This window comes from Xylanimonas oleitrophica, assembly GCF_003244315.1.
Lineage (GTDB): Bacteria > Actinomycetota > Actinomycetes > Actinomycetales > Cellulomonadaceae > Xylanimonas_A > Xylanimonas_A oleitrophica.
On the sequence record NZ_QKWH01000004.1, the window covers coordinates 285,671 to 312,426 of the forward strand.

Sequence of the window (26,756 nt, forward strand, 5' to 3'; positions counted from 1 at the left end):
GGGCGGTGCCTCGCCGCTGCGGTCCCGTCGAGATGCGCGAGGGGCGGGCCACCCCGGCCTGGGTGGCCCGCCCCTCAGGCGGTCACGGCGCTGCTCAGAGCGACGCGAGCGCCTCGTTGAACGTGGCCGACGGGCGCATCACGGCCGTCGCACGCTCGTCGTCGGGGCGGTAGTAGCCGCCGACGTCGGCCGGCTGGCCCTGCACCGCGACGAGCTCCTCGACGATGGTCGACTCCTTGGCGGCCAGGGTGGCGGCCAGCGGGGCGAACGCGGCGGCGAGCTCGGCGTCGTCGGACTGCGCGGCCAGCTCCTGGGCCCAGTACAGGGCCAGGTAGAAGTGCGAGCCGCGGTTGTCGATGCCGCCGATGCGGCGCGTGGGCGACTTGTCCTCGTTGAGGAACGTGCCCGTGGCGCGGTCGAGGGTGTCGGCCAGCACCTGGGCGCGGGCGTTGCCCGTCGCCTGGGCCAGGTGCTCGAACGAGGCGGCCAGCGCGAAGAACTCGCCGAGGGAGTCCCAGCGCAGGTAGTTCTCCTCCACGAGCTGCTGCACGTGCTTGGGGGCCGAGCCGCCGGCGCCCGTCTCGAACAGGCCGCCGCCGTTCATCAGCGGCACGATCGAGAGCATCTTCGCGGACGTGCCCACCTCGAGGATGGGGAACAGGTCCGTGTTGTAGTCGCGCAGCACGTTGCCGGTCACCGAGATGGTGTCCAGGCCCTGGCGCATGCGGGCGAACGAGTAGCTCGTCGCCTCGGCGGGGGCCATGACGAGGATCTCGAGGCCCTCGGTGTCGTGCTCGGGCAGGTACTGCTCGAGCTTGCCGATGAGGTTGGCGTCGTGGGCGCGGTCGGCGTCGAGCCAGAACACGGCCGGGACGCCGGTGGCGCGGGCGCGGCGCACGGCCAGAGCGATCCAGTCGCGGATCGAGGCGTCCTTGGTCTGGCAGGCGCGCCAGATGTCGCCGGGCTCGACCTCGTGCGAGATGAGCACCTGCCCCGAGCCGTCGACGACCTCGACGGTGCCGGCCACGGGGATCTCGAACGTCTTGTCGTGCGAGCCGTACTCCTCGGCGGCCTTGGCCATGAGGCCCACGTTCGGCACGGAGCCGATGGTGGCCGGGTCGAGGGCGCCGTTCGTGCGGCAGTCGTCGATCGCGGCCTGGTAGACGCCGGCGTAGGACGAGTCCGGGATGACGGCCAGCGTGTCGTGCTCGGCGCCGTCCGGGCCCCACATCTTGCCGCCGGCGCGGATCATCGCCGGCATGGAGGCGTCGATGATGACGTCGGAGGGCACGTGCAGGTTGGTGATGCCCTTGTCGGAGTTCACCATCGCCAGCGCCGGGCCCTGGGCGAGGCCCTGCTCGACGGCGGTCTTGACCGCCTCGGCGTCGGGCAGCGCGTCGACCTTGGCCAGCAGGGCGCCGAGGCCGTCGTTGGGGGAGATGCCCGCGGCGCGGAGCTGGTCGCCGTACTTCTCGAACAGCTCGGGGAAGAACGACTGCACCACGTGGCCGAAGATGATCGGGTCCGAGACCTTCATCATCGTGGCCTTGAGGTGCGCCGAGAACAGGACGTCCTCCTCCTTGGCGCGGGCCACCTGCTCGGCGAGGAACGCGCGCAGCGCCTTGACCGACATGAAGGTGCCGTCGACGACCTCGCCGGCCAGGACCTTCAGACCGTCCTTGAGCACCGTCGTCGAGCCGTCCTGGGCCACCAGGCGGATCGTCAGCGTGTCGTCGGCGGGGATCACGACGGACTTCTCGTTGGAGCGGAAGTCGCCGCCGGACATGGTGGCCACGTTCGTCTTCGACTCCGGCGACCAGGCGCCCATGCGGTGCGGGTGGGCCTTGGCGTAGGCCTTGACCGAGGCGGGGGCGCGGCGGTCGGAGTTGCCCTGGCGCAGCACCGGGTTGACGGCCGAGCCCTTGACCTTGTCGTACCGGGCGCGGACGTCCTTCTCCTCGTCCGTCACGGGGGACTCGGGGTAGTCCGGCACCTCGTAGCCCTGGGACTGCAGCTCGGCGATGGCGGCCTTGAGCTGCGGCACCGAGGCCGAGATGTTCGGCAGCTTGATGATGTTGGCGCTGGGCTCCTCGGCGAGGCGGCCGAGCTCGGCGAGGGCGTCGTCGACCCGCTGCTCCTCGGTCAGGCGCTCGGGGAACTGGGCGAGGATGCGGCCCGCGAGCGAGATGTCGCGGGTCTCGAGCTCGACGCCGGCCTGGGCCGCGTAGGCCTGGACGATCGGCAGGAACGAGTACGTCGCCAGCAGGGGCGCCTCGTCGGTGTGGGTGTAGATGATCGTGGACTTACCAGCCATGGGCGGCGGTGCTCCCTGGGTCGTCGGTCGCTGCGGTGGCAGCTGCGTGGGCATCACGGCGTGCGTGGCGTGATGCGGATTTCCCTCGACATCAAGATATCGGACGCCGTGGCGGGCCTCGAATCGTCCCGCGGCCGCGGCCGTGCGTACGTCCGTGCTCCGACGGCGGTGTGTCTCGGGGCCGCAGCGGCGGGCGGCGGTGGCCGTCAGGCGCCGGCGGCGGCGGTGGTCGTCAGGCGCCTGCGGCGCCGGTGACCCGCCGCCGCAGGAGCGCCGCGGCCGCACGCGGGTCGTCGGCCCGCGTGATCGCGCGCACGACGACGACGCGGCGCGCCCCCGCCTCCAGGACGGCATCGAGCCGGTCGAGGTCGATCCCGCCGATGGCGAACCAGGGCGTGGCCGGAGCCTCCGCGGCGACCTGGCGCAGCAGGTCGAGCCCGACGGCGGGGCGGCCGGGCTTGGTCGGCGTGGACCACAGCGGCCCCACGCAGAAGTAGTCGACGCGCGGGTCCGCCTCGGCCTCGCGGGCCTCGGCGAGCGCGTGCGTCGAGCGGCCCAGCACGGGCTCGCCGCCGAGCAGGTCGCGCACCGCGGCCGGTGGAAGATCGCCCTGCCCCATGTGCACCACGGGCGCGCCGGCCAGGCGCGCCAGGTCGGCCCGGTCGTTGACCGCCCACAACGCCCCGTGCTCGGCGGCGACCCGTGCGACCAGGGCGTGCAGCTCCAGCTCGCGTGCCGCCTCCAGCGTCTTGTCCCGGAGCTGGACGACGTCGACGCCTCCCTCCAGGGCCGCGTGCAGGAACGGCTCCAGGTCCCCGGTGCTCTGGCGGGCGTCGGTGCACAGGTACAGGCGCGCGTCGGCGAGCCGGGTGCGGGTGTCCACCGGCGCGAGTGTAGGGGTGCGCGCCGCTGCTGCCGCAGGTCTACAGTGACCGCGTGCACGGGAGCCCCGGACGGGGCTGAGAGGGCGCGGGGCGCCGACCGTCGAACCTGATCTGGGTCATGCCAGCGAAGGGAGCTGCATCGTGGGACGCCGTGCGTCCGACGTCCTCGTGGTCGGCGGGGGCGTGGTGGGACTGACCGCTGCCTGGCGTGCCCTGGTGGCCGGGGCGCGGGTGACGGTGCTGGACCCGGCACCGGGAGACGGCGCGACGAGGGCCGCCGCAGGAATGCTCGCCCCCGTCGGCGAGGCCGGGTTCGGGCAGGAGCCGCTCGCCCGGCTGGGCGTCGCCTCTCTCGCCCTGTGGCCCCGGTTCGCCGCCGAGCTGGAGCGGGCCGCGAGCCTGCCGCCCGGGGCGGTGGGGCTGGAGACCACGGGCACCCTGGTGCTCGCCTACGACGCCGACGACGTGGCAGCGCTGCGCCGGCTCCTGGACCTGCACCGGGCCTGGGGCCTGCCGTCCCACGAGATCGGGACCGACGCCGCCCGGCGCCTGGAACCCGCCGTGGGGCCGCGCGTGACAGGTGCGGCGCGTGCACCCGGCGACCACCAGGTGGACCCGCGGGCCGTGCACCGGGCGCTGGCCGTCGTCGTCGGCTCCTCGCCGCGAGCCACCCTGGTGCCCCGTGCCGCGACCGCCCTCACGTGGGCGCGCGGCGCGGTGACCGGCGCCCGGGACGACGCCGGGGCCGAGCACCGCGCCGGGCTGGTGGTGCTCGCGGCCGGGCACGCGAGCGGAGCCCTCCACCCGGACGCCCCCACCCGGCCGGTGCCGGGCACCGCCCTGCGGCTGGAGACCGCCGCGGACCTGCTGGCCGGTCACGTGGTGCGCGGCCACGTGCAGGGCCGGCCCGTGTACGTGGTGCCACGCCGGCCGGGAGCCGACGGGCGGCGCGAGGTGGTGGTCGGGGCCACCTCCGACGAGCGCGAGGACTCCCGCACCCGTTCCGGCGACGTCTTCGCGCTGCTGCGGGACGCCCGGGCGCTGCTGCCCGCCCTGGACGAGGCGACCTTCGTCGAGGCGACCACCCGGCCCCGGCCCGGCAGCCCCGACGGCGCCCCGGTGCTCGGCGAGGCGGCCGAGGGCCTGCTGCTGGCCACGGGCCACCACCGCAACGGGGTGCTGCTCACGCCGCTGACGGCCGCCGTCGTCGACGACGCGCTGGGCGCCACCAGCCCCTCCGCCAGCCTCTCCGCCAGCCCCTCCGCCAGTCCTTGCGCCGGCCCCGCCACCGACGCGCTCGTCGCCGCCGCGCTCGACGCGGCTGCCCGCCACGCCCGGCCCGGCCGGTTCACGGCCCGCCGTACCGCCCACCCCGAAGGAGCACCCGCATGACCGTCTCTCCTCCCGCAGGGTCCGCCGTGGCCACCGTCAACGGCGAGCCGTACCCCCTCGACGGTCCCGTGCCGGTGACGGAGCTCGTCGCCCGCCTGGTGCCCGCTGCCGTGGTCGGAGACGAGCCGCAGGGCGTGGCCGTCGCCGTCGACGACGCCGTCGTGCCGCGGGGCGCCTGGGCCACCACGAGCGTGCGCCCCGGCGACCGGGTCGAGATCGTCACCGCCGTCCAGGGAGGCTGAGATGAGCACCGACGCCCCGCTGACCATCGCCGGCACCCCGCTGCGCTCCCGGCTCGTCATGGGCACCGGGGGAGCGGCCAGCCTCCTCGCCCTGGAGGACGCGCTGGTCGCGTCCGGCACCGAGCTGACCACCGTGGCGATGCGGCGGGTCTCCCGCCCCCGCCCGGGCGACCAGGGCGACCCGTCCGTGTGGGGCCTCCTCGAGCGCCTCGGCATCCGGGCCCTGCCCAACACGGCCGGGTGCTTCTCCGTGCGCGAGGCCGTGCTCACCGCCCGGCTGGCGCGCGAGGCGTGCGGCACCGACTGGGTCAAGCTCGAGGTGATCGCCGACGACGTCACGCTGCTGCCCGACCCGATCGCCCTCGTCGAGGCGGCGAAGGTCCTCGTGGACGACGGCTTCACCGTGCTGCCGTACACGAACGACGACCCTGTCGTGGCGCGCCGCCTGGAGGAGGTCGGCTGCGCCGCCGTCATGCCGCTCGGGTCGCCCATCGGCTCCGGGCTCGGCATCGCCAACCCGCGCAACATCGAGGCGATCGCCGCCGCCGCGTCCGTGCCCGTCATCCTCGACGCGGGCATCGGCACGGCCTCCGACGCCGCGCTCGCCATGGAGCTCGGGTGCGACGGCGTGCTGCTCGCCACCGCCGTCACCCGGGCCGCCGACCCCGTGCGCATGGCCCGCGCCATGCGCTGGGCCGTCCAGGCCGGGTACGACGCCGCCCACGCAGGCCGGCCCCCGCGCCGCGAGCACGCGCTGGCCTCCTCGCCCGTCGACGGGCTGGTCCGCGTGCCGGACAACCTGGACCTCGCGCTGTGAGCGGCGCCCAGGGCGTGCTGCCCCCGCTCGTCGAGCCCGGCGCCGCCCTCCCTCCCGCCCGCCGGGCGCGGTACGCCCGCCACCTGGTGCTGCCCGGCGTCGGCGAGGACGGCCAGCGCCGCCTCGCCGCGGCCCGCGTGCTCGTGGTCGGCGCCGGTGGTCTCGGCAGCCCCGTCCTGCTCTACCTCGCCGCCGCCGGCGTCGGCACCCTCGGCGTCGTGGACGACGACGTGGTCGACGTCTCCAACCTCCAGCGGCAGGTGCTCCACGGCGTCGGGGACGTGGGGCGGCCCAAGACCGCCTCGGCCCGGGCACGGCTGGAGGACGTGAACCCCGACGTCGAGGTGGTCGAGCACCGCCGGCGGCTCACCCTCGACAACGCGCTCGACCTGCTCTCCGGGTACGACCTCGTCGTGGACGGCAGCGACGCGTTCGCCACCCGCTACCTCGTCTCGGACGCGGCCGAGGTCCTCGGGATGCCGTGCGTGTGGGGAGCCGTCCACCGGTTCACCGGCCACGTCTCCACCTTCTGGGCGCGGCCGCCGGCAGGCGTCGGCGTCACCTACCGCGACCTGTTCCCCAGCCCGCCGCCGCCCGGGACCTCGCCGGACTGCGCCGCGGGCGGCGTGCTCGGCGCCATGTGCGGCACCGTCGGCTCCCTGATGGCCACCGAGGCCGTCAAGCTGCTCACCGGCGCGGGGCGCACCCTGCTCGGGCGGCTCGCCGTCTACGACGCGCTCGAGGCGACGTGGCGGCAGCTCGCCGTCCGCCCGGACCCTGCGCGACCCCCGGTGCACGAGCTGCCCGAGGCCGTCGACGGCCTCGACCTCTACGCCGCGCACTGCGGCGCGGCAGCGCCAACGGCCCCGATCACGAGCGTGCGGGAGCTGGCCGGCCTGCGTGCCGGCGGGGGCGCCCCGTTCGTCCTCGACGTCCGCGAACCGTGGGAGGCCGAGGCGGCCCCCTTCCACGGCGCGCACCTGGTCCCGTCCGGCGAGCTCGGGCCCGGCTGCGCCGAGGGCGTGCGACGGGTCGCGGCGCTCGCGGCGGGGCGGCCCGTGCACGTGCTGTGCAGGTCCGGCGCGCGGTCGCAGGCGGTGGCGGCGACGCTGCGCGAGAGCGGCCTCGATGCGCGCAGCGTGGAGGGCGGCGTCCTCGCGTGGGCGCGGGAGGTGGAGTCGTCGGCGCCGGCCCGGTGAGCGACCGGCGCCGCCCTGACGCGTGTCCGGGATGTGAGACGCCGATGGTCCACCGTTGACTTCCCGCCCACCGGTTCGTAGTTTCCCGCGCACCGAGGCACGCCTCCGGTCTCCCCGCCGGGGCGGCAGGGCGGTCTCGGTGTCTTGAGCGGTCATGAGCTCCGACGCGAAGCCCCGGCTGGTCGGACGGCAACCCCCCGCGCGGGTGGGTGCCCCGGGTGAGGACCAGGTTCGCCGCCGGCCGGCGGCTGGACAACACGCGAGCCCGCCCCCTGGGCGGGACCTGGAGGAGACAGCATGAACCGGAGCACGAGGCCCCGCGCCGCTGCGTCGTCCTGGAGCACCACCGTGCGGGTCTGCGACACCCGCGCCACCTGTCGCTGTCGTTGAGCGCCACCGCCGGCGCCGCGTCGCGCTGACGCGTCCGTCCTGACGGACGCCCGCGCTCCCCGCCCCGGCCCCGCCCGCCCCGTGCGGGCCCCTCCCTGCCCTCTCCGGCAGCCTGCACCGCCGTCGCGCCCCGTGCGCCCGGCCGTGCGGCCGCACCCTCGAACGGAGCTCGCCTTGTCGCACCCACTGGCCTCGTCGCACCCTCAGCCCGCCGCCCGCACCACCGCCGACGGCGCGGAGCCCGCCCGCCCGCACGTCGTCCTCGGCGTCGACCTCACCGCCGCGGGCGCCCGTCCCGGCAGCCACCACCTGCACGGGGCGGTGGCCCCCCGCCCCTTCGACGCCGAACGGTTCGTCCACCTGGTCCGCACGGCGGACCAGGGGCTGCTCGACCTCGTGACGCTCGACGAGGGGTTCCTGCTGCACCCCGGGCGGCGCCGGGTGCCCGGCCGCCTCGACGCTGCCGTCGCCGCCGCCCGGGTGGCCCCGCTGACGTCCGGGGTGGGCCTGGTGGCCGCCGTGGAGGCGGTGCACGTCGACCCGGGGCACGTCGCCGCGGCCATCGCGCGGGTCGACCGCACGAGCGGTGGTCGCGCGGGATGGCAGGTGGGACGCCCGGCCGACGGCGCGTCCCCGGACCAGCAGTGGGCCTCGCGCGCCGCCTCGTCCGTGGCGCAGGTGGCACGCCTGTGGGACGCCGGCGCGTCCGAGACCGCCGAGGTCGGCGTCGACGGGCGCGTGCGCGTGGACCACGACGGCATCCGGTTCGCCGTGCGCCGCCCGCAGGCGTCCGGGGCGCCGCTCCCGCAGGGCCGTCCGCCCGTCGTCGTGCGCGCCCACGAGGAGGAGGGCGCACAGGTCGCGGCAGCGACGGCCGACGTCGTGCGCCTGCGGGTGACCGACGCCGCCCGCGCCGCCCGGCTGCGCGCCCTCGTGCGCGAGGCCGCGCAGGCTGCGGGCCGTCACCCGGACGACGTCAAGGTGCTCGTCGACGCTTACGTGGTGCTCGCGGCCGAGCCGGAGAGCGCCCGGGCGCGGCTCGAGCTGGTGGAGGCGATCGAGGGGCCCGACGCCGCCGGCGGGGCGCTGGTGGTGTCGGGCACCGCTGCCGACCTGGCTGCCGTCGCCACGGACTGGGTCGACGCCGGCGCCACCGACGGCTTCGTGCTGCGGCCCTCGTCCCTCGGGTCCGATCTCGACACCGTCGTGGGCCGCGTGGTCCCGGCTCTGCAGCGGGCCGGCCGGTTCCGCACCGCGCGGCCCGGGCACGGGCACGCGGGCACCCTGCGCGGGGCGCTGGGCCTGCCCAGCGTGCTGTCCGCGCGCGCGGCGGCCACGGCTGGCCGGACGGCGCGCGCCGACCGTGCTGACCAGGCGCCCGCCGGCCGCGCCCCTGCTGGGCGGGACGGGCGCGGCGGGGTGCGCCGTCGCGACGACGGCGGCCGCTCGCCGGCCGCGCGGCCGGCCCTCGTGGCGAGCTGAGCCGCCGGGGACCCGCGGACCGGTGGTGCCCGCCCGGGCCCTGCCGGGCCGCGGGTGCGCAGGTAGTGTCCGGTCCATGGCGACGGTGCTCCCCTACGACGGTCACATGCCCGAGATCGACCCGACAGCGTGGCTGGCTCCCACGGCCACGGTGATCGGCCGCGTACGCATCGGCCCGCGCGCCAGCGTCTTCTACGGCGCGGTGCTGCGCGGCGACATGGACGAGATCGTTCTCGGCGCGGGCAGCAACGTCCAGGACAACTGCGTGCTGCACACCGACACCGGTGTGCCCACCCACGTGGGGGAGAACGTCGGCATCGGCCACGGTGCGATCGTGCACGGCGCCACCGTCGAGGACGGGTGCCTCATCGGCATGGGTTCCACGCTGCTCAACGGCTCGGTGGTCCGCGAGGGCGCGTTCGTCGCCGCCGGGGCGCTGGTGCGCGAGGGGCAGGAGGTGCCCGCGCACCACCTCGCCGTCGGCGTCCCCGCCAAGGTCCGTGGCGAGCTCGACGAGGAAGGTCGTGAGCGCGTACGGCGCAACGCGATCCAGTACCAGGAGATCGCCGAGCAGCACCGGCGCGCCGTCGGTTCCTGAGCCTGCGGTGCCCGACGCCCGCGGTGCCCGACGCCCGGCGTGCGAGAGGCCGGGCCCCTGTGCAGGGACCCGGCCTCCGGCGCCGTCCGCCCGTCGTCAGCCCCAGAGCTCCTGGGAGGCGATGCGGGCGCCCTCGGTCAGGGAGCGCAGCTTGGCCCACGCGATCTGGGGGTGGATGCGCCCGCCCAGCCCGCAGTCGGTCGAGGCGATGACGTTCTCCTTGCCGACGAGGCGCGCGAACCGCTCGATCCGGTCTGCCACGAGGCGCGGGTGCTCCACCACGTTGGTGGCGTGCGAGACGACGCCGGGCACGATCACCTTGCCCTCCGGCAGGGTGCGGTCCTCCCACACTCGCCACTCGTGCTCGTGGCGCACGTTGGCGGCCTCGAAGCTGTAGCCGCCCACGTCGGCCTGCAGCACCTGGTCCACGATGTGCTCGAACGGCAGGTCGGTGCTGTGGGGGCCGTGCCAGGAACCCCAGCACACGTGCAGGCGCACGCGCTCGGTGGGCAGGCCGCGCAGCGCGTGGTTGAGGGCCTCGACCCGCACCTGCACCCACTTCTGGTAGTCCTCGACGGCGGGCTCGGGCTTGACCTGGTCCCACGACTCGGCCAGGGAGGGGTCGTCGAGCTGGAGGTCGAGCCCGGCGTCGAGGATCGCGGTGTACTCCTCGCGCAGCACGTCGGCCCAGGCGTACACGAACTCCTCGTCGCTGGCGTAGTGCTTGTTGCCGATGCGGGCCGCGGAGCCGGGGGAGAGAGCGGCGACGAACGCGCCGTGGGCGCCGGCCGCCCCTGCCGCCGCCTTCAGGTGGGCGACGTCGGCGGCGACGGCGTCCTGCCCGGTGTAGCGGAGGGGTCCGGTGGCGGTGGGGAAGGCGGGCGGCGGCTGGTCCGGGTCCGCGAGGTGGATGCCCGACGTCGGGTCGCCGTAGGCGTCGGCGAACTCGGTGAAGTCGCGGCGGTCGAGGAAGCTGGTGAGCTCGACCTTGCCGGGGGCGGAGCGGTGCGGCTCGGCGAGGGCGGGGTTGTCGACCACCTCGAGCCCGCCGGTGCGGTCGAACGAGTAGGTCCACCAGGCGCCGTAGTCCACCGACTGCGTGCTGGTGTGCCCGTACTCGCCGTCGTTGACGATGTCGATGCCCGTCTCGACCTGCTGGCGCACGACGTCGGCGACGGCCTCGCCGAGCAGGGCGCGGTGCTCGTCGGGGTCGAGCCTGCCGGCGGCGCGGGCGGCGTTGGCCTCCAGGAGGCGGGGGCTGCGGGGCAGGGAGCCCACGTGGGTGGTCAGGATGCGGTCGGTGCTGCTGGGCACGGTTCTCTCCTCGGGTCGATCACGCTTGCCGCGCGGCTGCTCGCCCCGAGGGGCGGCCGGCGGCCAGGTCATCTCCCGGAGCACCCCGCCGTGAACGTGGGGGTTGCTGCCCAGCCAGCCGGGGCTTCGCGCTGGGGCTCGTGACCTGCTGGGAAGTCAACCCCATGACGGGCGGCGGTGCCCACCTCCGGGGCGGGGATTCTCACGATCCGGATCGTGCGTCGGCGCAGGCCTACCGGTCGCGCCAGGGCAGCGTGCCCCGCTGGGCCACCCACAGGCCGAGCCCGGTGAGCGTGGCGGCACCCACGAGGTTGCCGAGCAGCACGGGGATCTCGTTCCACAGCCACCAGTCGGCGAAGGTGACCTCGGCGCCCACGAGCATCCCGGCGGGGATGACGAAGAGGTTGACCACCGAGTGCTCCCACCCGAGGCCGAAGAACAGGGTGATGGGCATCCAGATCGCCACGACCTTGCCGCCGGTGGTGCGCGAGGTCATCGCCATGACCGCGCCGAGGGAGACGAGCCAGTTGCACAGCACGGCCTTGAGGACGACGAGTCCGAGCCCCGCCCCCAGGCCGAGGGAGGCGTAGTGGATCGTCTTGTGCTCGGCGAGGTCCCTCATCCAGAGGGCCACGGGGGCGTCGGGGGTGGTGCCCATCTCGGTGACGGTGGCCCAGAAGACGACGGCGAAGACGCCGCAGCCGAGGGTGTGCCCGACGACGGCCCAGCCGATCGAGCGCACCACCTGGCGGCCGGTGGCCCGGCCCCGCCACCAGGCGAGCGGAACGAGCCCCATGGTGGAGGTGACCAGCTCGAGGCCGAGCAGGATCACGAGGCACAGCGCGACGGGGAACACGAGGGCGCCGGCGAACGGCACGCCGGTCTGGACGGCGACGGTGCCGGCCAGGGTGGTGACGGCGCCGAACACGAAGGACCCGAGCACGGAGCGCACCAGGATCGTGGGCACGGTGCGGGATGCCTTGTACGCGCCGGTGGCGACCATCTCGTCGACGAGCGCGGCCGGCGGGACGGTGGTGGCGGCGGGCCAGGGGTCGGAGGGCGGCGCGCCGGGTCCGCCGGAGGTGCCGGCAGCGGGTGCGGCGGCGGGCGGGGCAGCGGGCGCGGCAGGTGCTGCGGCGGGTGTGCCGGGGGTTCGGGTGGCGGACACGGGGGCCTCGTGTTCTCGGACGGTTGTGGTAAGACCACACTATCGCACGGCCCGCTCACGGACCCGTGCGCTCCCGGCGTGCTCACCGCGCCAGGCACCCCACCCCGCCTTAGGGTCGGCTCGTGCCGACCCGTCACCTGAGCCTCGCGACGACCCCGTCCGACGACGTGCGGGCCGCCCTCGCCGCGCTGCGCGCCGAGCTGGGACTGCCCGCGATGTTCCCGCCCGAGGTGCTGGACGAGGCGCGCGCCGCCGCGCTGCGCGACGTCTCCCGCGACCGCCAGGACAGGCGCGACATCGAGCTGGTGACGATCGACCCGCCCGGCTCCCTGGACCTCGACCAGGCGGTGCACGTGGCCTCCTCGGGCGAGGGCTACATCGTCCGCTACGCCATCGCGGACGTGGCAGCCTTTATCACGCCGGGCAGCGCCCTGGACGTCGAGGTGCACCGGCGGGGCACCACCGTCTACGGGCCGGACATCCGCACGCCGCTGCACCCGCCGGCGCTGTCGGAGGGCGCGGCGAGCCTTCTGCCGGAGGAGGACCGGCCCGCGGTGCTGTGGACGATCGGGCTCGACGGGTCCGGGGAGATCACGTCGGCCACCGTGACCCGTGCGACGGTGCGCTCGCGCACCCGCCTCACCTACGGCGAGGCGCAGTCCGCGCTCGACGACGGCACCGCCCCCGAGTCGCTGCAGCTGCTCGCCGACGTCGGCCGCCTCCGCCAGGAGCGGGAGCGCGACCGTGGCGGGGTGTCCCTCGACGTGCCCGAGCAGGAGGTCGTCCAGCGGCCCGACGGGTCGTTCGGCCTCTCGTTCCGCCGCACCCTGCCGGTGGAGGGGTGGAACGCGCAGATCTCGCTGCTGACGGGCATCGCGGCCGCACGCATGATGCGTGACGCGGGCGTGGGCATCGTGCGCACCCTCCCTGCCGCCGACCCGCGCGACGTCGCCCGCCTGCGCCGCACCGCCGTCGCCCTCGGCATCGACTGGCCGGAGGAGCTGCGCTACGCCGACCTGCTGCGCCGGCTGGAGTCACGGCGCCCGGCGCACGCGGCGTTCCTCAACGAGGCCACGACGCTGTTCCGCGGGGCCGGCTACCTCGCGTTCGGCGTCCCGGAGCACCGTGCCGACCCGCAGGCCGGGGCTGTCACGCGCCTGCCCTCCGACGTCCGGCACGGTGCCATCGCAGCCGAGTACGCCCACGTGACGGCGCCGCTGCGCCGGCTCGTGGACCGGTACGCCACCGAGGTCTGCCTGGCGCACTCCGCGGGCCGGGAGGTGCCCCGCTGGGTGGCCGAGGCCCTGCCGGCGCTCCCGGCCACGATGGCCCGCACCGCCCGCACGGCGTCGTCGTTCGAGCGGGCCTGCGTCGACGTGGTCGAGGCTGCGCTGCTGGCCGGCCGCGTGGGTCAGCAGCTCGACGGCGTGGTGGTCGACGCCGACGAGGCGCGCGACGGGCGCGAGCGTGGCCTGGTCGTGGTGCGCGACCCGGCCGTCCGGGCCCGGGTCGACGGCGACCGGCTGCCCCTGGGCGAGCGCGTCCGCGTCACGCTGGCCGAGGCGTCGGTGGCCGAGCGGCGCGTCGGCTTCACCTACCCGTGACGGGCCGTCCTGGCAGGGGGCCGTGCCCGAGGGGTTAGCCTCCCGTCATGCCTGCCCGACGCCGTACCGACCCCGCCGCCGGCCGTGCCGCCGTCGGCGCCTGGCTGCGCGGCCAGGCCGCCCGTCCTGAGGTGACGACGGCGGTGCGCTTCACGCTCGAGGAGCTGGCCGACGTCGCCCCCGGGCACGCCGTGGAGGTGCGCGTCCCGCCGGCCGGGGCCGTGCAGGCCGTGGCCGGCCCCCGCCACACGCGCGGCACGCCGCCCAACGTGGTCGAGACCGACGTCGAGACGTGGCTGGGGCTCGCCACCGGACGGCTCTCCTGGGCCGACGCCGTCGCCGCGGGTCGCGTCCACGCCTCCGGCGAGCGCGCGGACCTGTCCGCGCTGCTGCCGCTCCAGGCCGCCCGGGAGCGCTGACGCGCGCCGGCCCGGTGCGGGCCGGCACCGCCCGGCGCTGAGCGGGCCGGGTGACGGAGGGACCCGCTACGCTGCCCGGGCACTGTGACCCCCCTCACCCTCCGGGCCGACGGCGCCCCGACCTCACGGCGATGCCGAGCCGTGACACACCGTTCATCAGCGGTTCATGCGGGCCTGGTTCGGTGAGGGCGCAAACCCGTGACTCTCATCGAGGAGCAAGCGTGACTCTCGCGGAACCCCACGCGCGGCGCAGGAGGGGCGTGGTCGCCACGCTCCTGAGCGCGGCGCTCGCCGTCCCGGCGTCGATCGGCCTGGCCGTCCCGGCAGCCGCGGCGCCCGACGGCTCGGGACTCGTCATCAACGAGGCCTACCTCTCGGGCGGCAGCGCCAACGCGCCCTACCGGAACAAGTTCGTCGAGCTCTACAACCCCACCGACGCGGCCATCGAGCTCAGCGGCATGTCCCTCCAGTACCGCTCCGCGACGAGCACCGGTGCCTTCGGCGGAGTGGTCGCGCTCGACGGGTCGGTGGCCCCCGGCGGCTACTACCTCGTGGCCGGCGGCTCCAACGGCACCACCGGCCAGCCGCTGCCCACGCCCGACCAGTCGAGCGGCAGCCTGAACCCCTCGGGCACCACCGGCACCATCGCCCTGGTGCGCGCGACCTCCGCCGTCGCCCTGCCCGCGGGCGGGGGAGTCAACAGCGACCCGCGCGTCGTCGACCTGCTGGGCTACGGCACCTCGAACACCTTCGAGACCAGCGTGGCCCCCGCGCCGAGCGCCAACAACGTGCCGGCCTCCATCAACCGCACCGACGCCGTCGACACCGACGACAACGGCGCCGACTTCCGTGTGCTGCAGACGGTCACGCCGCAGACGAGCACGGGCGGCGGCCAGCCGGACCCGGAGCCCACGCCCGAGCCGACCGCCGAGCCCACGGCGCCCGCCGAGCCGGGGCAGGACTCCCACACCATCGCCGAGATCCAGGGCACCGGCGCCGTCTCGCCGCTCGTGGGCCGCACCGTGACCACCACGGGTGTCGTCACCGCGGCCTACCCGACGGGCGGCCTCGCCGGCTACACGATCCAGACGCCCGGCACCGGCGGCACCACCGACGCCACGCCCGGCGCCTCGGACGCCCTCTTCGTCTACTCGCCCTCCACGGCGGGCCGCGTGAGCGTGGGCGACACCGTCCAGGTCACCGGCGCCGTGAGCGAGTACTACGGCCTGACGCAGATCACCGTGTCCAGCACGGCAGGCCTGCGGGTGCTGCCCGCCGGCGAGCCCGTCACGCCGCTCGAGACTGCCTGGCCGGCCACCGACGCCGAGCGTGAGGCGCTCGAGTCGATGCTGGTCGCCCCGCAGGGCCCCTTCACGGTGTCCAACACCTACTCGACGAACCAGTACGGCGAGGTCGGCCTGGCGGCCGGCGAGGGCCCGCTGGTCCAGGGCACCGAGGCGGGCCGTCCCGGCTCGGCCGAGAAGGCCGCGGTCGAGGCCGACAACGCCGCCCGCGGCGTCGTGCTCGACGACGGCGCGAGCGTCAACTTCCTGACGTCGGCCAACAGCTCCATGACGCCGTCGTACGTCTCGCTCGAGAACCCCGTCCGCGTGGGCGCGCCCGTCACGTTCACCGCCCCGGTGATCGTCGACTTCCGCAACGACACGTGGAAGCTGAACCCGACCGGCCCGCTGACGGCGGGCACCGCCTCGCCCGTGACCTTCGAGAACACCCGCACCCGCGCCCCCGAGCCGGTGGGCGGCGACCTCAAGGTCGGCGTCTTCAACGTCCTCAACTACTTCACGACGCTGGGTGCCGACTGGCCCGGCGCGACGTCGTACAAGGACCGCCAGGGCAACCCGGTCACGGTCAACAACGCGCCGAACAACGGCCCGCGCGGGGCGTGGGACGCCGCCAGCCTGGCCCGCCAGCAGGCCAAGATCGTCGCGGCGATCAACGACCTGGACGCCGACGTCGTCGGCCTCCTGGAGATCGAGAACTCGGCCGCGCTGGGCGAGGAGGCCGACGAGGCGCTCGCCACGCTGGTCGACGCCCTCAACGCCGACGCCGGCTCGGACGTGTGGGCCTACGTGCCCTCATCGGCCGACCTGCCCGCGGCCTCGTCGCAGGACGTCATCACCAACGCCCTGATCTACAAGCCCGCCGTCGTGGAGCGGGTCGGTGACTCGCGCGCCCTGGGTGACCAGAGCCGCAACGGGCAGGCCTTCGCCAACGCCCGCGAGCCCATCGGCCAGTCGTTCGCGCCGGTCGAGGGCGGCGAGCCGTTCTTCGTCGCCGTCAACCACTTCAAGTCCAAGGGCTCGGCCGGTCCCTGGCCGGGCGACGCGGACAAGGGCGACGGGCAGGGCTCGTCCAACGAGTCCCGCGTCCGCCAGGCCACCGCGCTGCGCGACTGGGTCGCCACGGTGACCGAGCCGGGCGAGGCCGTGGCGCTGGTCGGTGACTTCAACGCGTACACGCACGAGGACCCGATGCACGTCCTCTACGACGCCGGGTACACCGACGCCGCCACCACGTTCGCGCCGGGCAAGTACTCGTACTCCTTCAGCGGCCTGTCGGGCTCGCTCGACCACGTGCTCCTGAACGAGGCCGCTCTCGCGCGCACCACCGGTGCCGACGTGTGGGAGATCAACGCCGAGGAGTCCATCGCGCTGGAGTACAGCCGGTACAACTACCACGGCACGCTCTTCTACGAGGACGGTCCGTACCGCTCCTCCGACCACAACCCCGTGGTCGTCGGCCTCACGGCCGGCGAGGACGCGGGCGAGCCTGGTCCGGTCCGGCTCGACATCCTCAACATCAACGACTTCCACGGCCGCATCGACGGCAACACCGTGGCCTTCGCGGGCACCGTGGAGGAGCTGCGCGCCGAGAACCCCGAGGGCACGCTGTTCGTGTCGGCGGGCGACAACATCGGTGCCTCGCTGTTCGCCTCCGCGGTGGCGGACGACCAGCCGACCATCGACGTCCTCAACGCGCTCGGCATGGACGCCTCGGCCGTGGGCAACCACGAGTTCGACCAGGGCTTCGAGGACCTCGCCGGTCGTGTGACCGACGAGTCCGACTTCCCGATCCTCGGCGCGAACGTCTACCTCAAGGGCACCACCACGGCGGCCCTGCCGGAGTACGAGGTCGTGTCCGTCCAGGGCGTCGACGTCGGCTTCGTCGGCGTGGTCACCCCCGAGACGCCCACCCTGGTCTCCCCGGCCGGTGTGGCCGACCTCGACTTCGGCGACCAGGTCGAGGCCATCAACCGCGTCACCGCCCAGCTCAAGGACGGCGACCCGTCCAACGGCGAGGCCGACGTGGTGATCGCGCTGGTGCACGACGGCGCCTCCGCGGGCACGCCCGACGGCGCCACGCTCGAGGAGGAGGTCGCTGCCGGCGGCCCGTTCGCCGAGCTCGTCACCGAGACGGACGCCCGCGTCGCGGCCATCCTCACCGGTCACACGCACAAGCAGTACGCGTGGGACGCGCCCGTGCCGGGCGTCGAGGGCAAGACCCGCCCGATCGTCCAGACGGGCAACTACGGCGAGTTCCTCGGCCGCACCACGCTGACCGTCGACCCGGCCACGGGTGAGGTCACCGACCACGAGTCGCGGAACGTCGCACGCACCACCACGGCGACCGACGTCCTCGTGGGCACGTACCCGCGGGTGGCCGAGGTCAAGACGATCGTCGACGCCGCCCTCGCCCACGCCGACGAGATCGGTTCGCAGCCGGTCTCGGAGGTCACCGCCGACATCACCACGGCGTTCGCCGGCGGCTCCTACGTCGACGGCGTGTGGACCGGCGGGTCCCGTGACGACCGTGCCTCGGAGTCCACGCTGGGCAACCTCGTGGGCAACGCGCTGCGCGACTCGCTCGCGGCCCCCGAGCGCGGGGGTGCCCAGATCGGCATCGTCAACCCGGGCGGCCTGCGCGCCGACCTCCGGGTGGGCGAGGACGGCGTCATCACGTACGCCGAGGCCAACGCGGTGCTGCCGTTCGTCAACAACGTGTGGTCGCTGACCGTCACGGGAGCACAGCTCGAGCAGATCCTCGAGGAGCAGTGGCAGACCAACGCGGACGGCACCCGTCCGTCGCGCCCGTACCTGGCGCTCGGCCTGTCCGACAACGTCACCTGGGTGGCTCGCACCGCCGACGGCAACGCGACGCCGGGTGACAACGTGCTGGCGGTCTACGTGGACGGGCAGCTCGTCCAGCCCGACGACACGTTCCGGGTCTCCACGTTCAGCTTCCTGGCGACCGGTGGTGACAACTTCCGGACGTTCGCGCAGGCCACGGACGTGCGCGACTCGGGCCTCGTGGACCGCGACGCGTGGATCGCCTACCTGCGGGACAACGCCCCGCTCTCGCCGTCGTTCGCCCGCACGCGGGTGGTCGCGGGGGCGCTGCCGGGCACGGTCCGTGCGGGGGAGCAGGCGTCGGCCGAGCTCTCGGGCCTCGACCTGACGTCGCTCGGCTCGCCCCGCAACACCACGGCCACGGTCGCGCTCGTCCCTGCGGACGACACGGCGGCCGAGGGCGTGAGCCTGGGTGACGTGGCCGTCTCGAACGGCACGGCCACGATCGCCGCGACCGTGCCGGCCACCACGGCGGCGGGGCAGTACGCCCTGAAGGTGACCGCGTCGCCGTCGGGCACGACGGCGCTGCTGCCGCTCACGGTCGAGGCTGCCCCGGCCCCGCCGGCCGGGGTCACGCTCACGGGCCTCAGCGCCCGCGCGCAGTGCGTCGACGGCCGTGCCGCCGTCGCCGTCTACGCCGTCAACGGGGAGCAGGTGCCCGTGGACATCCGGCTGACGACGCCGTACGGCGACAAGAAGCTGGAGAAGGTCGCGCCGGGCAAGGCCGCGTACGCGATCTTCACCACGGGTGCGGTGGCCGTGCCCGCCGGCACGGCGCAGGTGGCCGGCTACTACTGGGACGGCGTGGGCCACCACCAGGTCTACACCGTCGAGTACGCCGCGGTGGAGTGCACCCCGCCCGTGCCCGCCTACTCGCCGACCACGATCTACACCGGCGGCGAGAAGGTCACCTACCAGGGCAAGGTGTACCAGGCCCAGTGGTGGACCCAGGGCGCGGCGCCGGGCGCCTCCCCGTGGGGCTCCTGGATGGAGGTCGGTGCCGAGGTGAAGACCTCGACCGGCACGTTCCTGCGCTGGACCGACTCGTGGGTCTACACCGGTGGTGAGACCGTCGTCCACGACGGCCACCTGTGGAAGGCGCGCTGGTGGACCCGCAACCAGGCCCCGGGGGCCGAGCTGTGGGGCCCGTGGCAGGACCTGGGGAAGATCTGACGCCCTGACGGGCTGAGGTGACCGGCGGAGGCCGGGGGAGCGCGGTGATCGCGCGCCCCCGGCCTTCGCCGTCCCTTGGCTACCCTGGGAGGGTGAGCACCCCCGAGCAGCCGCAGGCCGGCACCACCACCGAGCCGACCGCCGACGCGACGCCCGCCGCGCCCCCCGCCGCCGAGGTCACCGACGAGGCAGCGACCGCGCCGGAGGCGAGCCGTGAGGCCGAGGTGGCTGCCGTCGTCGACCCCGGCACGGTGCGTCGCGCCCCCCGCTACAAGGCGTTCTTCTGGATCGGAGCGCTGCTCGGCGTCGCGATCGGCCTGGGGCTGGGCCTGTACCTGGTCTTCACCCACGACCCGTCCCAGGGCGTGCCGCTGTTCAAGCCGGGCGTCTACGTGACCGTCGTGGTGCTCGCCACCACCACCGTGACCACCCTGCTCGCAGGTCTCGTGGCCGTGCTCCTGGACCGCCGGAGCGTCAAGGGGCGCTGAACCGGTGGGCTCGCCCGTGTGATACTTGTGACATGCCTCTGCGCCCTGACGGCCGCCTCACCCATGACCTGATGCCCGGCGAGAAGGGCCCCCAGGACGCCTGCGGCGTCTTCGGCGTGTGGGCCCCGGGCGAGGAGGTCGCCAAGCTCGCCTACTTCGGCCTCTACGCGCTGCAGCACCGCGGGCAGGAGTCCGCCGGCATCGCCACCTCCAACGGCGAGCAGATCCTGGTCTACAAGGACATGGGCCTGGTGTCCCAGGTGTTCGACGAGACCGCGCTGGACGCGCTGCACGGCCACATCGCCGTCGGCCACTGCCGCTACTCGACCACGGGCGGAGTCACGTGGGAGAACGCGCAGCCGACGCTCGGCGCCACGGCGTCGGGCACCGTGGCCCTGGGGCACAACGGCAACCTCACCAACTCGGCCGAGCTGGTCAACCTCGTCGCGGAGCGCTACGGCGCGCAGCGGCGCGGCGAGCTGGCCCGCGGCAACACCACCGACACCGCCCTGGTCACCGCGCTGCTCGCCGGCGACGAGGACCACACCCTCGCCCAGACGGCGCTCGAGGTGCTGCCCCGCCTGCGCGGCGCGTTCTCGCTCGTGTTCATGGACGAGCGCACCCTGTACGCCGCGCGCGACCCGCAGGGCGTGCGCCCGCTCGTGCTCGGCCGCCTCGAGCGCGGCTGGGTCGTGGCGTCCGAGACGCCGGCCCTCGACATCGTCGGTGCCAGCTACGTGCGCGACGTCGAGCCGGGCGAGCTCATCATGATCGACGCCGACGGCCTGCGCTCCGAGCGCTTCGCCGAGGTGCAGCGTGCCGGGTGCGTCTTCGAGTACGTGTACCTGGCCCGCCCCGACAACGTCATCAACGGCCGCTCCGTGCACGCCAGCCGCGTCGAGATGGGCCGGGCACTGGCCCGCGAGCACCCCGTCGACGCCGACCTGGTGATCCCCACCCCCGAGTCGGGCACGCCGGCCGCCGTGGGGTACGCGCAGGAGTCAGGCATCCCGTTCGGGCAGGGCCTGACCAAGAACGCGTACGTGGGCCGCACGTTCATCCAGCCCTCGGACACGCTGCGCCAGCTCGGCATCCGCCTCAAGCTCAACCCGCTGCGCGAGGTCATCCGCGGCAAGCGCCTCGTCGTCGTGGACGACTCGATCGTGCGCGGCAACACCCAGCGGGCCCTGGTCCGCATGCTGCGCGAGGCCGGGGCGGCCGAGGTGCACGTGCGCATCTCCTCGCCGCCCGTGAAGTGGCCCTGCTTCTACGGCATCGACTTCGCCTCGAGGGCCGAGCTCATCGCCAACGGCCTCTCGGTCGAGGAGATCGGCCAGTCGCTGGGCGCCGACTCTCTCGGGTACATCTCCATCGACGGCATGATCGCCGCCACGGAGCAGCCGGCCTCCCAGCTGTGCGCAGCCTGCTTCACCGGGAAGTACCCCATCGAGCTGCCGCCCGAGGAGCAGCTCGGCAAGCACCTGCTGGAGCAGCCGGAGCTGCCGCTGGGCGCCCCGGAGGACGGCCTGCGGGCACTGTCCGTCTCCGCCGGCGGCACCGGCGCCCTCCAGCACCCCTGACCCTCCGCAGCCCGGTGGTCGAGTCATCGGCCGGCGGGCCGAGCCACCCACCACCGAGCGCATGGAGCACCCGAACGTGACGAACGAAGGCCTGACGTACGCCGCCGCCGGCGTCGACACCGAGGCGGGCGACAAGGCCGTCGAGCTCATGAAGGACGCGGTGCGCCGCACCCAGGGCGCCGAGGTGCTCGGGGGAGTGGGCGGGTTCGCCGGGCTCTACGACCTCGGTGCGCTCACGGCGTACCGCCGCCCCCTCCTGGCGACCTCGACGGACGGCGTGGGTACCAAGGTGGCCGTGGCCCAGGCGATGGACAAGCACGACACCATCGGGTTCGACCTGGTGGGCATGGTGGTCGACGACATCGTCGTGGTGGGCGCCAAGCCCCTGTTCATGACCGACTACATCGCCACCGGCAAGGTGGTGCCCGAGCGCGTCGCCGACATCGTCCGGGGCATCGCGCAGGCGTGCGAGGTGGCCGGGACCGCCCTGGTGGGCGGCGAGACCGCCGAGCACCCGGGCCTCCTCGGCCCGGACGAGTACGACGTCGCCGGTGCCGCCACCGGGATCGTCGAAGCCGACGCCGTGCTCGGCCCGGACCGCGTGCGCCCCGGTGACGTGCTCATCGGCATGGCGTCCTCGGGTCTGCACTCCAACGGCTACTCGCTGGTGCGCGCCGTCGTGAAGCACGCCGGGTGGGAGCTGGACCGGCACGTGGACGAGCTGGGCCGCACCCTGGGCGAGGAGCTGCTCGAGCCCACCCGCGTCTACGCCTCCGACGTGCTGGCGCTGGCCGCCGACGAGGCCGCGCAGGTGCATGCCTTCACGCACGTGACCGGCGGCGGGCTCGCGGCCAACCTGGCGCGCGTGCTGCCCGCCGGGCTCGTGGCCACCGTGGACCGCGCCTCCTGGCAGGTGCCGGCCGTGTTCGGCATGGTGCGCGAGCTCGGCAAGGTCCCCGTCGCGGACATCGAGGGCACGCTGAACCTGGGCGTCGGCATGGTCGCCGTCGTGGGGGCCGAGGGCGCGGACGCCGCGCTCGCACGCCTCGCCGCCCTCGGTGTCCCTGCGTGGGAGCTCGGCACCGTCTCGTCCCTCGACTTCGAGACTGCGTCGCACGACCTGGTGACCGGCACCAAGGGTGTCGACGGCGGTGCCGTGCGCCTCGTGAACGACTACCGGTTCTGACGGGAGCTGGTGGCCGGCCTCACCGGGCCGGTCACCAAGCCCGAGCAGCACGACGAAGGGCCGGACGGCTGATGCCGTCCGGCCCTTCGTGTACTGCTACTACTACTCGGATCATCAGACCCGCCGGTGCAGCCGGGGAGTCTGTCAGGGCGCCTCAGCGCTCGTCGTCGTCCCAGGAGCGGTACCGGTTGTCGAAGTCGTCGTCCGCGGTCGGGGAGAACCGGTCCTCGGTGGCGACGTCGGTGTGACCGCTCCCTCGCAGCTCCTGCTCCAGCGCGCTGTAGTTCGTCGCGGGGCTGAAATACTTCAGCTCGCGAGCAACCTTGGTCTGCTTCGCCTTCTGACGGCCGCGGCCCATGGCTCCCCCTCAACGTGGAGCGGGGCGGCGACGTGCTCAGACGTGCGGCCCCGGAGTAAGTGCGTGTCTGTTCAGGGTCCAACGGTACATGAGCGGCAGGCATTCCCTCCACTCCGAACGGTGATCCTGAGCACCTTGGCGAGACTCCGTGCCAGGTCGCCGCGCAATTCATCCTCCCCCCAAGTCGCATAAATCGTCCTTGCGCCCACAATGGGAGGAACGCGGCCGTGCACGTCACTTCGGGCGCCGCCCGAGACCGGCCGACAGCAGGGGAGGTGTGCCGGATGTCGCTCCATCATGGAGAGTCTGAAGTTCTGCTGACACCGGCGGAGGTCGCAAGCCTGTTCAGGGTGGACCCGAAGACGGTCACACGCTGGGCGAAGGCCGGCAAGCTGTCGTCCATCCGGACGCTCGGCGGCCACCGACGCTACAAGGAGTCCGAGGTGCGGGCGCTGCTGGGGGCAGCGTCCGAGAACGCCGAGGACAGCACCCAGTAGCAGGACGACGACCCGGCGCCGCGCACGGCAGCCGGGCCGGCCCGCCACGGACGACGTGGCACGAACGCACGGGTGCCCGGCGGCCTCAGGCCGCCGGGCACCCGTCGTCGTCGCGCCCCGTGCAGGGGTGTCGTCTCAGCTGCGGACCTTGCGCACCACCAGGGCGGTCACCACCAGGACGACGGCGCCCGCCGCCCCCAGGAGAACCTTGACGTTGCGGGCCCGCCGCTCGTCGGCCGGCAGACCGTCACCGGTCAGCAGCCCGCCGGCGTCCGACGCGGCCGTGCGGGTGGCCGACGCGAGCTGCGCGGCCTGGTAGCCCGGCGAGAGGCGGGTCGTCAGCTCGTCGATCGTCGCGCCGAGCTCGGCACGAGCCCGCTCGACCTCGGAGCGCAGCTCCTTGGCCGTGGGCTCCTTGCCGGTGGGGGCGGCACCCGTGCCGGGAGCCGCGTGACCCGCAGGGCGGGGGAGCTGCTGTTCGGGCGTGGTGCTCACGGGCGGGCCTCCTCGGTGGTCCCGGTGGCGTCGTCGCCCTTGACGGCACCCTTGACGGTGGCGATGTCGTCCTTCACGCGGTCGATCGTCTCGGGCTTGCTGGCGACCTTCTTGAAGGTCCGGACACCCAGCATGGCCAGCACGCCCGCCAGGAGCAGCATGACGACGCCGACCACGAGCGCCGACAGCCACAGGGGCCAGGCCTCGGCCAGGCCGATGACGGCCGCCCAGATCAGCACGCCGACGGCGTAGAGGACGATCACCGCCGCGCCGGCCAGCAGCCCGGCGCCGATGCCGGACGCCTTCGCCTTGCTGGTCAGCTCCGCCTTCGCCAGCGCGATCTCGGACCGCACGAGCCGCGTGGCCTGCTCGGACAGCTGCTCGAAGAGCTTGCCCAGCGTCGGCTGCGGCGCGGCGGACGGTGTACGGCCGTCGTCCCAGTCGGTCATCGTTGCTCCATCCTCGGTGTGCAGGACTGCGGGTTCCACTCAACTCGCTTCCCGAGGACCCGGCAATTCAGAACGCCTGGTAGGAGGGCAGAAAAACGACGAGACCCCCGGATCCAGGGCAGGATCCGGGGGTCTTCCGGTGGCTCCGAGGGGCGTCGATCCCCTGACCTCACGATTTTCAGTCGTGCGCTCTACCAACTGAGCTACAGAGCCTCGGACACGAACGCCCGGGCGCCGTTTCCGACGTTCCGGGCGCTTGGTGCGCGACCCTGACGGGACTTGAACCCGCGACCTCCGCCGTGACAGGGCGGCGCGCTAACCAACTGCGCTACAGGGCCTTGACCCGTTGCGATCTCTCGCTCTCGGGCCGGGTAGAAGCGTACATCACTGCGGAGGTAAACCTGAAATCGACCTCTGACCTGCGACGACGCCCCTGGTTGCCGACGACCTCGCGGTGCGCCGACCAGTACCCCCAACGGGATTCGAACCCGTGTACCCGCCGTGAAAGGGCGGTGTCCTAGGCCGCTAGACGATGGGGGCCGGGACGGTCAGCCAGCATACCTGGGAGAGGATGGACCCCGTGGTGGAGATGTCGCGCGAGGAGTTCGAGGCAGCGGTGTCGGACGCGCTCGACACGGTGCCCCCCGACCTGACGGCCCAGATGGACAACGTCGTCGTGCTCGTCGAGGACGACGCGCCCGCCGAGGACCCCGGGCTGCTCGGGCTCTACGAGGGAGTGCCGCTCACCGAGCGCGACCTCGGGTGGGCCGCCGGAGCCCTGCCCGACCGCATCACGATCTTCCGCAACCCCACCCTCGCCATCTGCGACACCCGCGACGACGTCGTCGAGGAGGTCGCCATCACCGTCGTCCACGAGATCGCGCACCACTTCGGCATCGACGACGAGCGGCTGCACGAGCTCGGCTGGGCCTGAGACCCGGCCACCCGAGCCCCTGCGCTGCGCGGGCGGCGACGGCCTCGTGCCTCGGCCTGCACCGCCCGCTGCGCTCCGGCTCAGCCCTGGGGGCTGGTGGTCGGGCTGAGCCTGCGCTGCGCGGGCGGCGACGGCCTCGTGCCTCGGCCTGCACCGCCCGCTGCGCTCCGGCTCAGCCCTGGGGGCTGGTGGTCGGGCTGAGCCTGCGCTGCGCGGGCGGCGACGGCCTCGTGCCTCGGCCTGCACCGCCCGCTGCGCTCCGGCTCAGCCCTGGGGGCTGGTGGTCGGGCTGAGCCTGCGCTGCGCGGGCGGCGACGGCCTCGTGCCTCGGCCTGCACCGCCCGCTGCGCTCCGGCTCAGCCCTCCGGGTACCCGTCGGGGTTCTGCGACTGCCACCGCCACGTGTCCGCGCACATGTCGTCGATCGTGCGGGTGGCGCGCCAGCCCAGCTCCTTCTCCGCACGGGACGGGTCGGCGTACGAGGCCGGCAGGTCGCCGGGGCGGCGCGGGCCGATCTCATAGGGCAGCTCCCGCCCCACGGCGCGCTCGAAGGCGTGCAGGAGCTGCAGCACGGACGTGCCGGTCCCGGTGCCGAGGTTGAACGCGCGGGTGCGGTGCTCCATCCGGTCCAGGTGCTCGAGCGCGGCGACGTGCCCGGCGGCCAGGTCCTCCACGTGGATGTAGTCCCGCTCGCCCGTGCCGTCCACGGTGGGGTAGTCGTCGCCGAACACCGTCAGCCTCTCGCGACGTCCCACGGCCACCTGCGAGAGGTACGGCATGAGGTTGTTGGGGATGCCGGAGGGGTCCTCGCCGATGCGGCCCGAGGCGTGCGCGCCCACGGGGTTGAAGTAGCGCAGCAGCGCCACCTTCCAACCGTCGTTCACGGCGGCGACGTCGGTGAGGATCCGCTCGATCATCACCTTCGTCTGCCCGTACGGGTTGGAGGAGTCCAGGTGCTCCCAGTCCTCCTGGTAGGGGACGGGGGCCTTCTCGCCGTAGACGGTCGCGGAGGAGGAGAACACGAAGCGGCTCACGCCGTGGCGCAGCATGGCCTCGACGAGCGACAGGGTGCTGTCGATGTTGTTGCGGTAGTACTCCGCGGGCTTGGCGACCGACTCGCCCACCGCCTTGAGGCCGGCGAAGTGGATCACCGCGTCCACCGGCTCGGCGGCGAAGAGGGCATCGGTGCGGGCGGTGTCGGTGAGGTCGAAGGCGTGGACGGGCACCGTCCGGCCGGAGAGCTCCTCCAGGCGCCCGACGACGGCGGGCTTGGCGTTGACGAAGCTGTCGACGACGACGACGTCGTGGCCGGCGCCGAGGAGTGCGAGGACGGTGTGGGAACCGATGTAGCCGGCACCGCCGGTGACGAGGACGCGCATGCGCTCAGGCTAGCGGTCGCCCGGATCGTGGCCGACGCCGGTCAGCCCCCGCCCAGCAGGTGGCCGAAGAAGTCGCGCCAGGAGCTGCCCGAGCCGCCGGTGCGACCCGGCTTCGGGTCCTCGTCCTCGGCGGCGTCGTCGTCGGCACCGGCGGCCTGCTGCGGGGCCTGCGGCGTCGTCGTCGGTGCTGCGGCCTCCGGGGCGGGGGCTGACCGGCGTCGGCCACGATCCGGGCGGCCGCTAGCC

The 26,756-nt window shown here is 74.3% G+C and carries 23 protein-coding genes, 3 tRNA genes and 3 riboswitches; of the genes, 14 read left to right on the top strand and 12 right to left on the bottom strand.

Translation table 11 applies throughout. From position 1 onward, the window contains the following. Positions 1-94: 94 nt before the first annotated feature. Complete coding sequence (locus DNL40_RS08535; protein WP_111250811.1) at positions 95-2,314, bottom strand: NADP-dependent isocitrate dehydrogenase; 2,220 nt, start codon at positions 2,312-2,314, stop codon at positions 95-97. A gap of 232 nt (positions 2,315-2,546) precedes the next feature. Further along, positions 2,547-3,197, bottom strand: coding sequence for a thiamine phosphate synthase (thiE, locus tag DNL40_RS08545; RefSeq protein WP_111250813.1), 651 nt, complete (start codon positions 3,195-3,197; stop codon positions 2,547-2,549). Between the two features lie 54 nt (positions 3,198-3,251). Next, a riboswitch (TPP riboswitch) is annotated at positions 3,252-3,334 on the top strand. A 5-nt stretch (positions 3,335-3,339) separates the two neighbouring features. Between thiE and thiO the strand changes: the two genes are divergently transcribed. From thiO to DNL40_RS08575, 6 genes are all read left to right on the top strand, one after another. Beyond that, positions 3,340-4,590, top strand: a complete 1,251-nt coding sequence (gene thiO, locus DNL40_RS08550) for a glycine oxidase ThiO (protein ID WP_111250814.1) — start codon at positions 3,340-3,342, stop codon at positions 4,588-4,590. Further along, entirely contained in the window at positions 4,587-4,832 is a 246-nt protein-coding gene (thiS, locus tag DNL40_RS08555; protein WP_111250815.1) for a sulfur carrier protein ThiS, read from the top strand. The genes thiO and thiS overlap by 4 nt, the downstream gene beginning before the upstream one ends. A gap of 1 nt (position 4,833) precedes the next feature. Then, a complete protein-coding gene (locus tag DNL40_RS08560; protein WP_111250816.1) occupies positions 4,834-5,649 on the top strand; it encodes a thiazole synthase in 816 nt (271 codons plus the stop codon). Further along, entirely contained in the window at positions 5,646-6,848 is a 1,203-nt protein-coding gene (locus tag DNL40_RS08565) for a ThiF family adenylyltransferase (RefSeq protein ID WP_245885774.1), read from the top strand. The genes DNL40_RS08560 and DNL40_RS08565 overlap by 4 nt, the downstream gene beginning before the upstream one ends. 150 nt (positions 6,849-6,998) lie before the next feature. Continuing rightward, positions 6,999-7,114: riboswitch (SAM riboswitch) on the top strand. Between the two features lie 298 nt (positions 7,115-7,412). Continuing rightward, positions 7,413-8,720: an LLM class flavin-dependent oxidoreductase gene (locus DNL40_RS08570; RefSeq protein ID WP_179951006.1), complete on the top strand. Its 1,308-nt coding sequence runs from the start codon at positions 7,413-7,415 to the stop codon at positions 8,718-8,720. Positions 8,721-8,796: 76 nt separating this feature from the next. Beyond that, positions 8,797-9,318 carry a gamma carbonic anhydrase family protein gene (locus DNL40_RS08575; RefSeq protein WP_111250818.1) on the top strand — a complete coding sequence of 174 codons (522 nt, stop codon included), beginning with the start codon at positions 8,797-8,799 and terminating at the stop codon, positions 9,316-9,318. A gap of 96 nt (positions 9,319-9,414) precedes the next feature. Here DNL40_RS08575 and DNL40_RS08580 read toward each other — a convergent pair whose 3' ends face one another. Further along, positions 9,415-10,632, bottom strand: coding sequence for a cobalamin-independent methionine synthase II family protein (locus DNL40_RS08580; RefSeq protein WP_111250819.1), 1,218 nt, complete (start codon positions 10,630-10,632; stop codon positions 9,415-9,417). 16 nt (positions 10,633-10,648) lie between these two features. Next, positions 10,649-10,778, bottom strand: a riboswitch (SAM riboswitch). Between the two features lie 86 nt (positions 10,779-10,864). Beyond that, the gene (locus tag DNL40_RS08585) at positions 10,865-11,800 is read right to left on the bottom strand and encodes a formate/nitrite transporter family protein (protein WP_245885775.1); all 936 of its coding nucleotides are present in this window, start codon (positions 11,798-11,800) and stop codon (positions 10,865-10,867) included. Between the two features lie 122 nt (positions 11,801-11,922). Between DNL40_RS08585 and DNL40_RS08590 the strand changes: the two genes are divergently transcribed. The 6 genes from DNL40_RS08590 to purM all read left to right on the top strand — a co-directional run bounded on the left by DNL40_RS08590 (position 11,923) and on the right by purM (position 22,398). After that, on the top strand, positions 11,923-13,404 hold the full coding sequence (locus DNL40_RS08590; RefSeq protein WP_111250820.1) for an RNB domain-containing ribonuclease: 1,482 nt from the start codon (positions 11,923-11,925) through the stop codon (positions 13,402-13,404). 47 nt (positions 13,405-13,451) lie between these two features. Next, entirely contained in the window at positions 13,452-13,823 is a 372-nt protein-coding gene (locus DNL40_RS08595; RefSeq protein WP_111250821.1) for a sterol carrier family protein, read from the top strand. Between the two features lie 221 nt (positions 13,824-14,044). Continuing rightward, a complete protein-coding gene (locus DNL40_RS08600; protein WP_245885776.1) occupies positions 14,045-19,144 on the top strand; it encodes an ExeM/NucH family extracellular endonuclease in 5,100 nt (1,699 codons plus the stop codon). Between the two features lie 92 nt (positions 19,145-19,236). Further along, positions 19,237-19,632: a hypothetical protein gene (locus tag DNL40_RS08605; RefSeq protein ID WP_111250823.1), complete on the top strand. Its 396-nt coding sequence runs from the start codon at positions 19,237-19,239 to the stop codon at positions 19,630-19,632. A gap of 32 nt (positions 19,633-19,664) precedes the next feature. Beyond that, positions 19,665-21,212, top strand: coding sequence for an amidophosphoribosyltransferase (gene purF, locus DNL40_RS08610; RefSeq protein WP_111250824.1), 1,548 nt, complete (start codon positions 19,665-19,667; stop codon positions 21,210-21,212). Between the two features lie 61 nt (positions 21,213-21,273). Continuing rightward, complete coding sequence (gene purM / locus DNL40_RS08615; protein ID WP_111250825.1) at positions 21,274-22,398, top strand: phosphoribosylformylglycinamidine cyclo-ligase; 1,125 nt, start codon at positions 21,274-21,276, stop codon at positions 22,396-22,398. Between the two features lie 154 nt (positions 22,399-22,552). Here the strand turns inward: purM and DNL40_RS08620 are convergent, their stop codons facing one another. Next, positions 22,553-22,756 (bottom strand): DUF3073 domain-containing protein, encoded by a 204-nt coding sequence (locus tag DNL40_RS08620; RefSeq protein ID WP_111250826.1) that lies wholly within the window; start codon positions 22,754-22,756, stop codon positions 22,553-22,555. A gap of 284 nt (positions 22,757-23,040) precedes the next feature. Between DNL40_RS08620 and DNL40_RS08625 the strand changes: the two genes are divergently transcribed. Next, positions 23,041-23,253: a BldC family transcriptional regulator gene (locus DNL40_RS08625; protein WP_111250827.1), complete on the top strand. Its 213-nt coding sequence runs from the start codon at positions 23,041-23,043 to the stop codon at positions 23,251-23,253. Positions 23,254-23,388: 135 nt separating this feature from the next. Here DNL40_RS08625 and DNL40_RS08630 read toward each other — a convergent pair whose 3' ends face one another. The 5 genes from DNL40_RS08630 to DNL40_RS08650 form a co-directional block, all read right to left on the bottom strand. After that, positions 23,389-23,748 carry a DUF3618 domain-containing protein gene (locus DNL40_RS08630; protein ID WP_111250828.1) on the bottom strand — a complete coding sequence of 120 codons (360 nt, stop codon included), beginning with the start codon at positions 23,746-23,748 and terminating at the stop codon, positions 23,389-23,391. Further along, complete coding sequence (locus DNL40_RS08635) at positions 23,745-24,197, bottom strand: phage holin family protein (RefSeq protein ID WP_111250829.1); 453 nt, start codon at positions 24,195-24,197, stop codon at positions 23,745-23,747. The genes DNL40_RS08630 and DNL40_RS08635 overlap by 4 nt, the downstream gene beginning before the upstream one ends. 140 nt (positions 24,198-24,337) lie before the next feature. Beyond that, positions 24,338-24,410 (bottom strand) — tRNA-Phe (locus DNL40_RS08640). A gap of 51 nt (positions 24,411-24,461) precedes the next feature. Beyond that, positions 24,462-24,535 (bottom strand) — tRNA-Asp (locus tag DNL40_RS08645). 129 nt (positions 24,536-24,664) lie between these two features. Next, positions 24,665-24,737, bottom strand: a tRNA-Glu gene (locus DNL40_RS08650). A 31-nt stretch (positions 24,738-24,768) separates the two neighbouring features. Between DNL40_RS08650 and DNL40_RS08655 the strand changes: the two genes are divergently transcribed. Continuing rightward, entirely contained in the window at positions 24,769-25,131 is a 363-nt protein-coding gene (locus DNL40_RS08655) for a metallopeptidase family protein (RefSeq protein WP_111250830.1), read from the top strand. A gap of 356 nt (positions 25,132-25,487) precedes the next feature. On the opposite strand, the gene galE is transcribed toward DNL40_RS08655, so the two are convergent. Both galE and DNL40_RS16405 read right to left on the bottom strand, forming a co-directional pair. Continuing rightward, complete coding sequence (gene galE / locus DNL40_RS08660; protein ID WP_111250831.1) at positions 25,488-26,510, bottom strand: UDP-glucose 4-epimerase GalE; 1,023 nt, start codon at positions 26,508-26,510, stop codon at positions 25,488-25,490. A gap of 41 nt (positions 26,511-26,551) precedes the next feature. Next, a partial coding sequence (locus tag DNL40_RS16405; protein WP_218926019.1) for a hypothetical protein occupies positions 26,552-26,756 on the bottom strand: 205 nt, incomplete at its 5' end.

Excerpts from the sequence above, each read along its gene's own strand:
- DNL40_RS08535 (WP_111250811.1), bottom strand. The coding sequence starts at position 2,314 with ATGGCTGGTAAGTCCACGATCATCTACACCCACACCGACGAGGCGCCC.
- thiS (WP_111250815.1), top strand. The coding sequence starts at position 4,587 with ATGACCGTCTCTCCTCCCGCAGGGTCCGCCGTGGCCACCGTCAACGGC.
- DNL40_RS08560 (WP_111250816.1), top strand. The coding sequence starts at position 4,834 with ATGAGCACCGACGCCCCGCTGACCATCGCCGGCACCCCGCTGCGCTCC.
- DNL40_RS08575 (WP_111250818.1), top strand. The coding sequence starts at position 8,797 with ATGGCGACGGTGCTCCCCTACGACGGTCACATGCCCGAGATCGACCCG.
- DNL40_RS08595 (WP_111250821.1), top strand. The coding sequence starts at position 13,452 with ATGCCTGCCCGACGCCGTACCGACCCCGCCGCCGGCCGTGCCGCCGTC.
- purF (WP_111250824.1), top strand. The coding sequence starts at position 19,665 with ATGCCTCTGCGCCCTGACGGCCGCCTCACCCATGACCTGATGCCCGGC.
- purM (WP_111250825.1), top strand. The coding sequence starts at position 21,274 with ATGGAGCACCCGAACGTGACGAACGAAGGCCTGACGTACGCCGCCGCC.
- DNL40_RS08620 (WP_111250826.1), bottom strand. The coding sequence starts at position 22,756 with ATGGGCCGCGGCCGTCAGAAGGCGAAGCAGACCAAGGTTGCTCGCGAG.
- DNL40_RS08625 (WP_111250827.1), top strand. The coding sequence starts at position 23,041 with ATGTCGCTCCATCATGGAGAGTCTGAAGTTCTGCTGACACCGGCGGAG.
- DNL40_RS08635 (WP_111250829.1), bottom strand. The coding sequence starts at position 24,197 with ATGACCGACTGGGACGACGGCCGTACACCGTCCGCCGCGCCGCAGCCG.
- DNL40_RS08655 (WP_111250830.1), top strand. The coding sequence starts at position 24,769 with ATGGACCCCGTGGTGGAGATGTCGCGCGAGGAGTTCGAGGCAGCGGTG.
- galE (WP_111250831.1), bottom strand. The coding sequence starts at position 26,510 with ATGCGCGTCCTCGTCACCGGCGGTGCCGGCTACATCGGTTCCCACACC.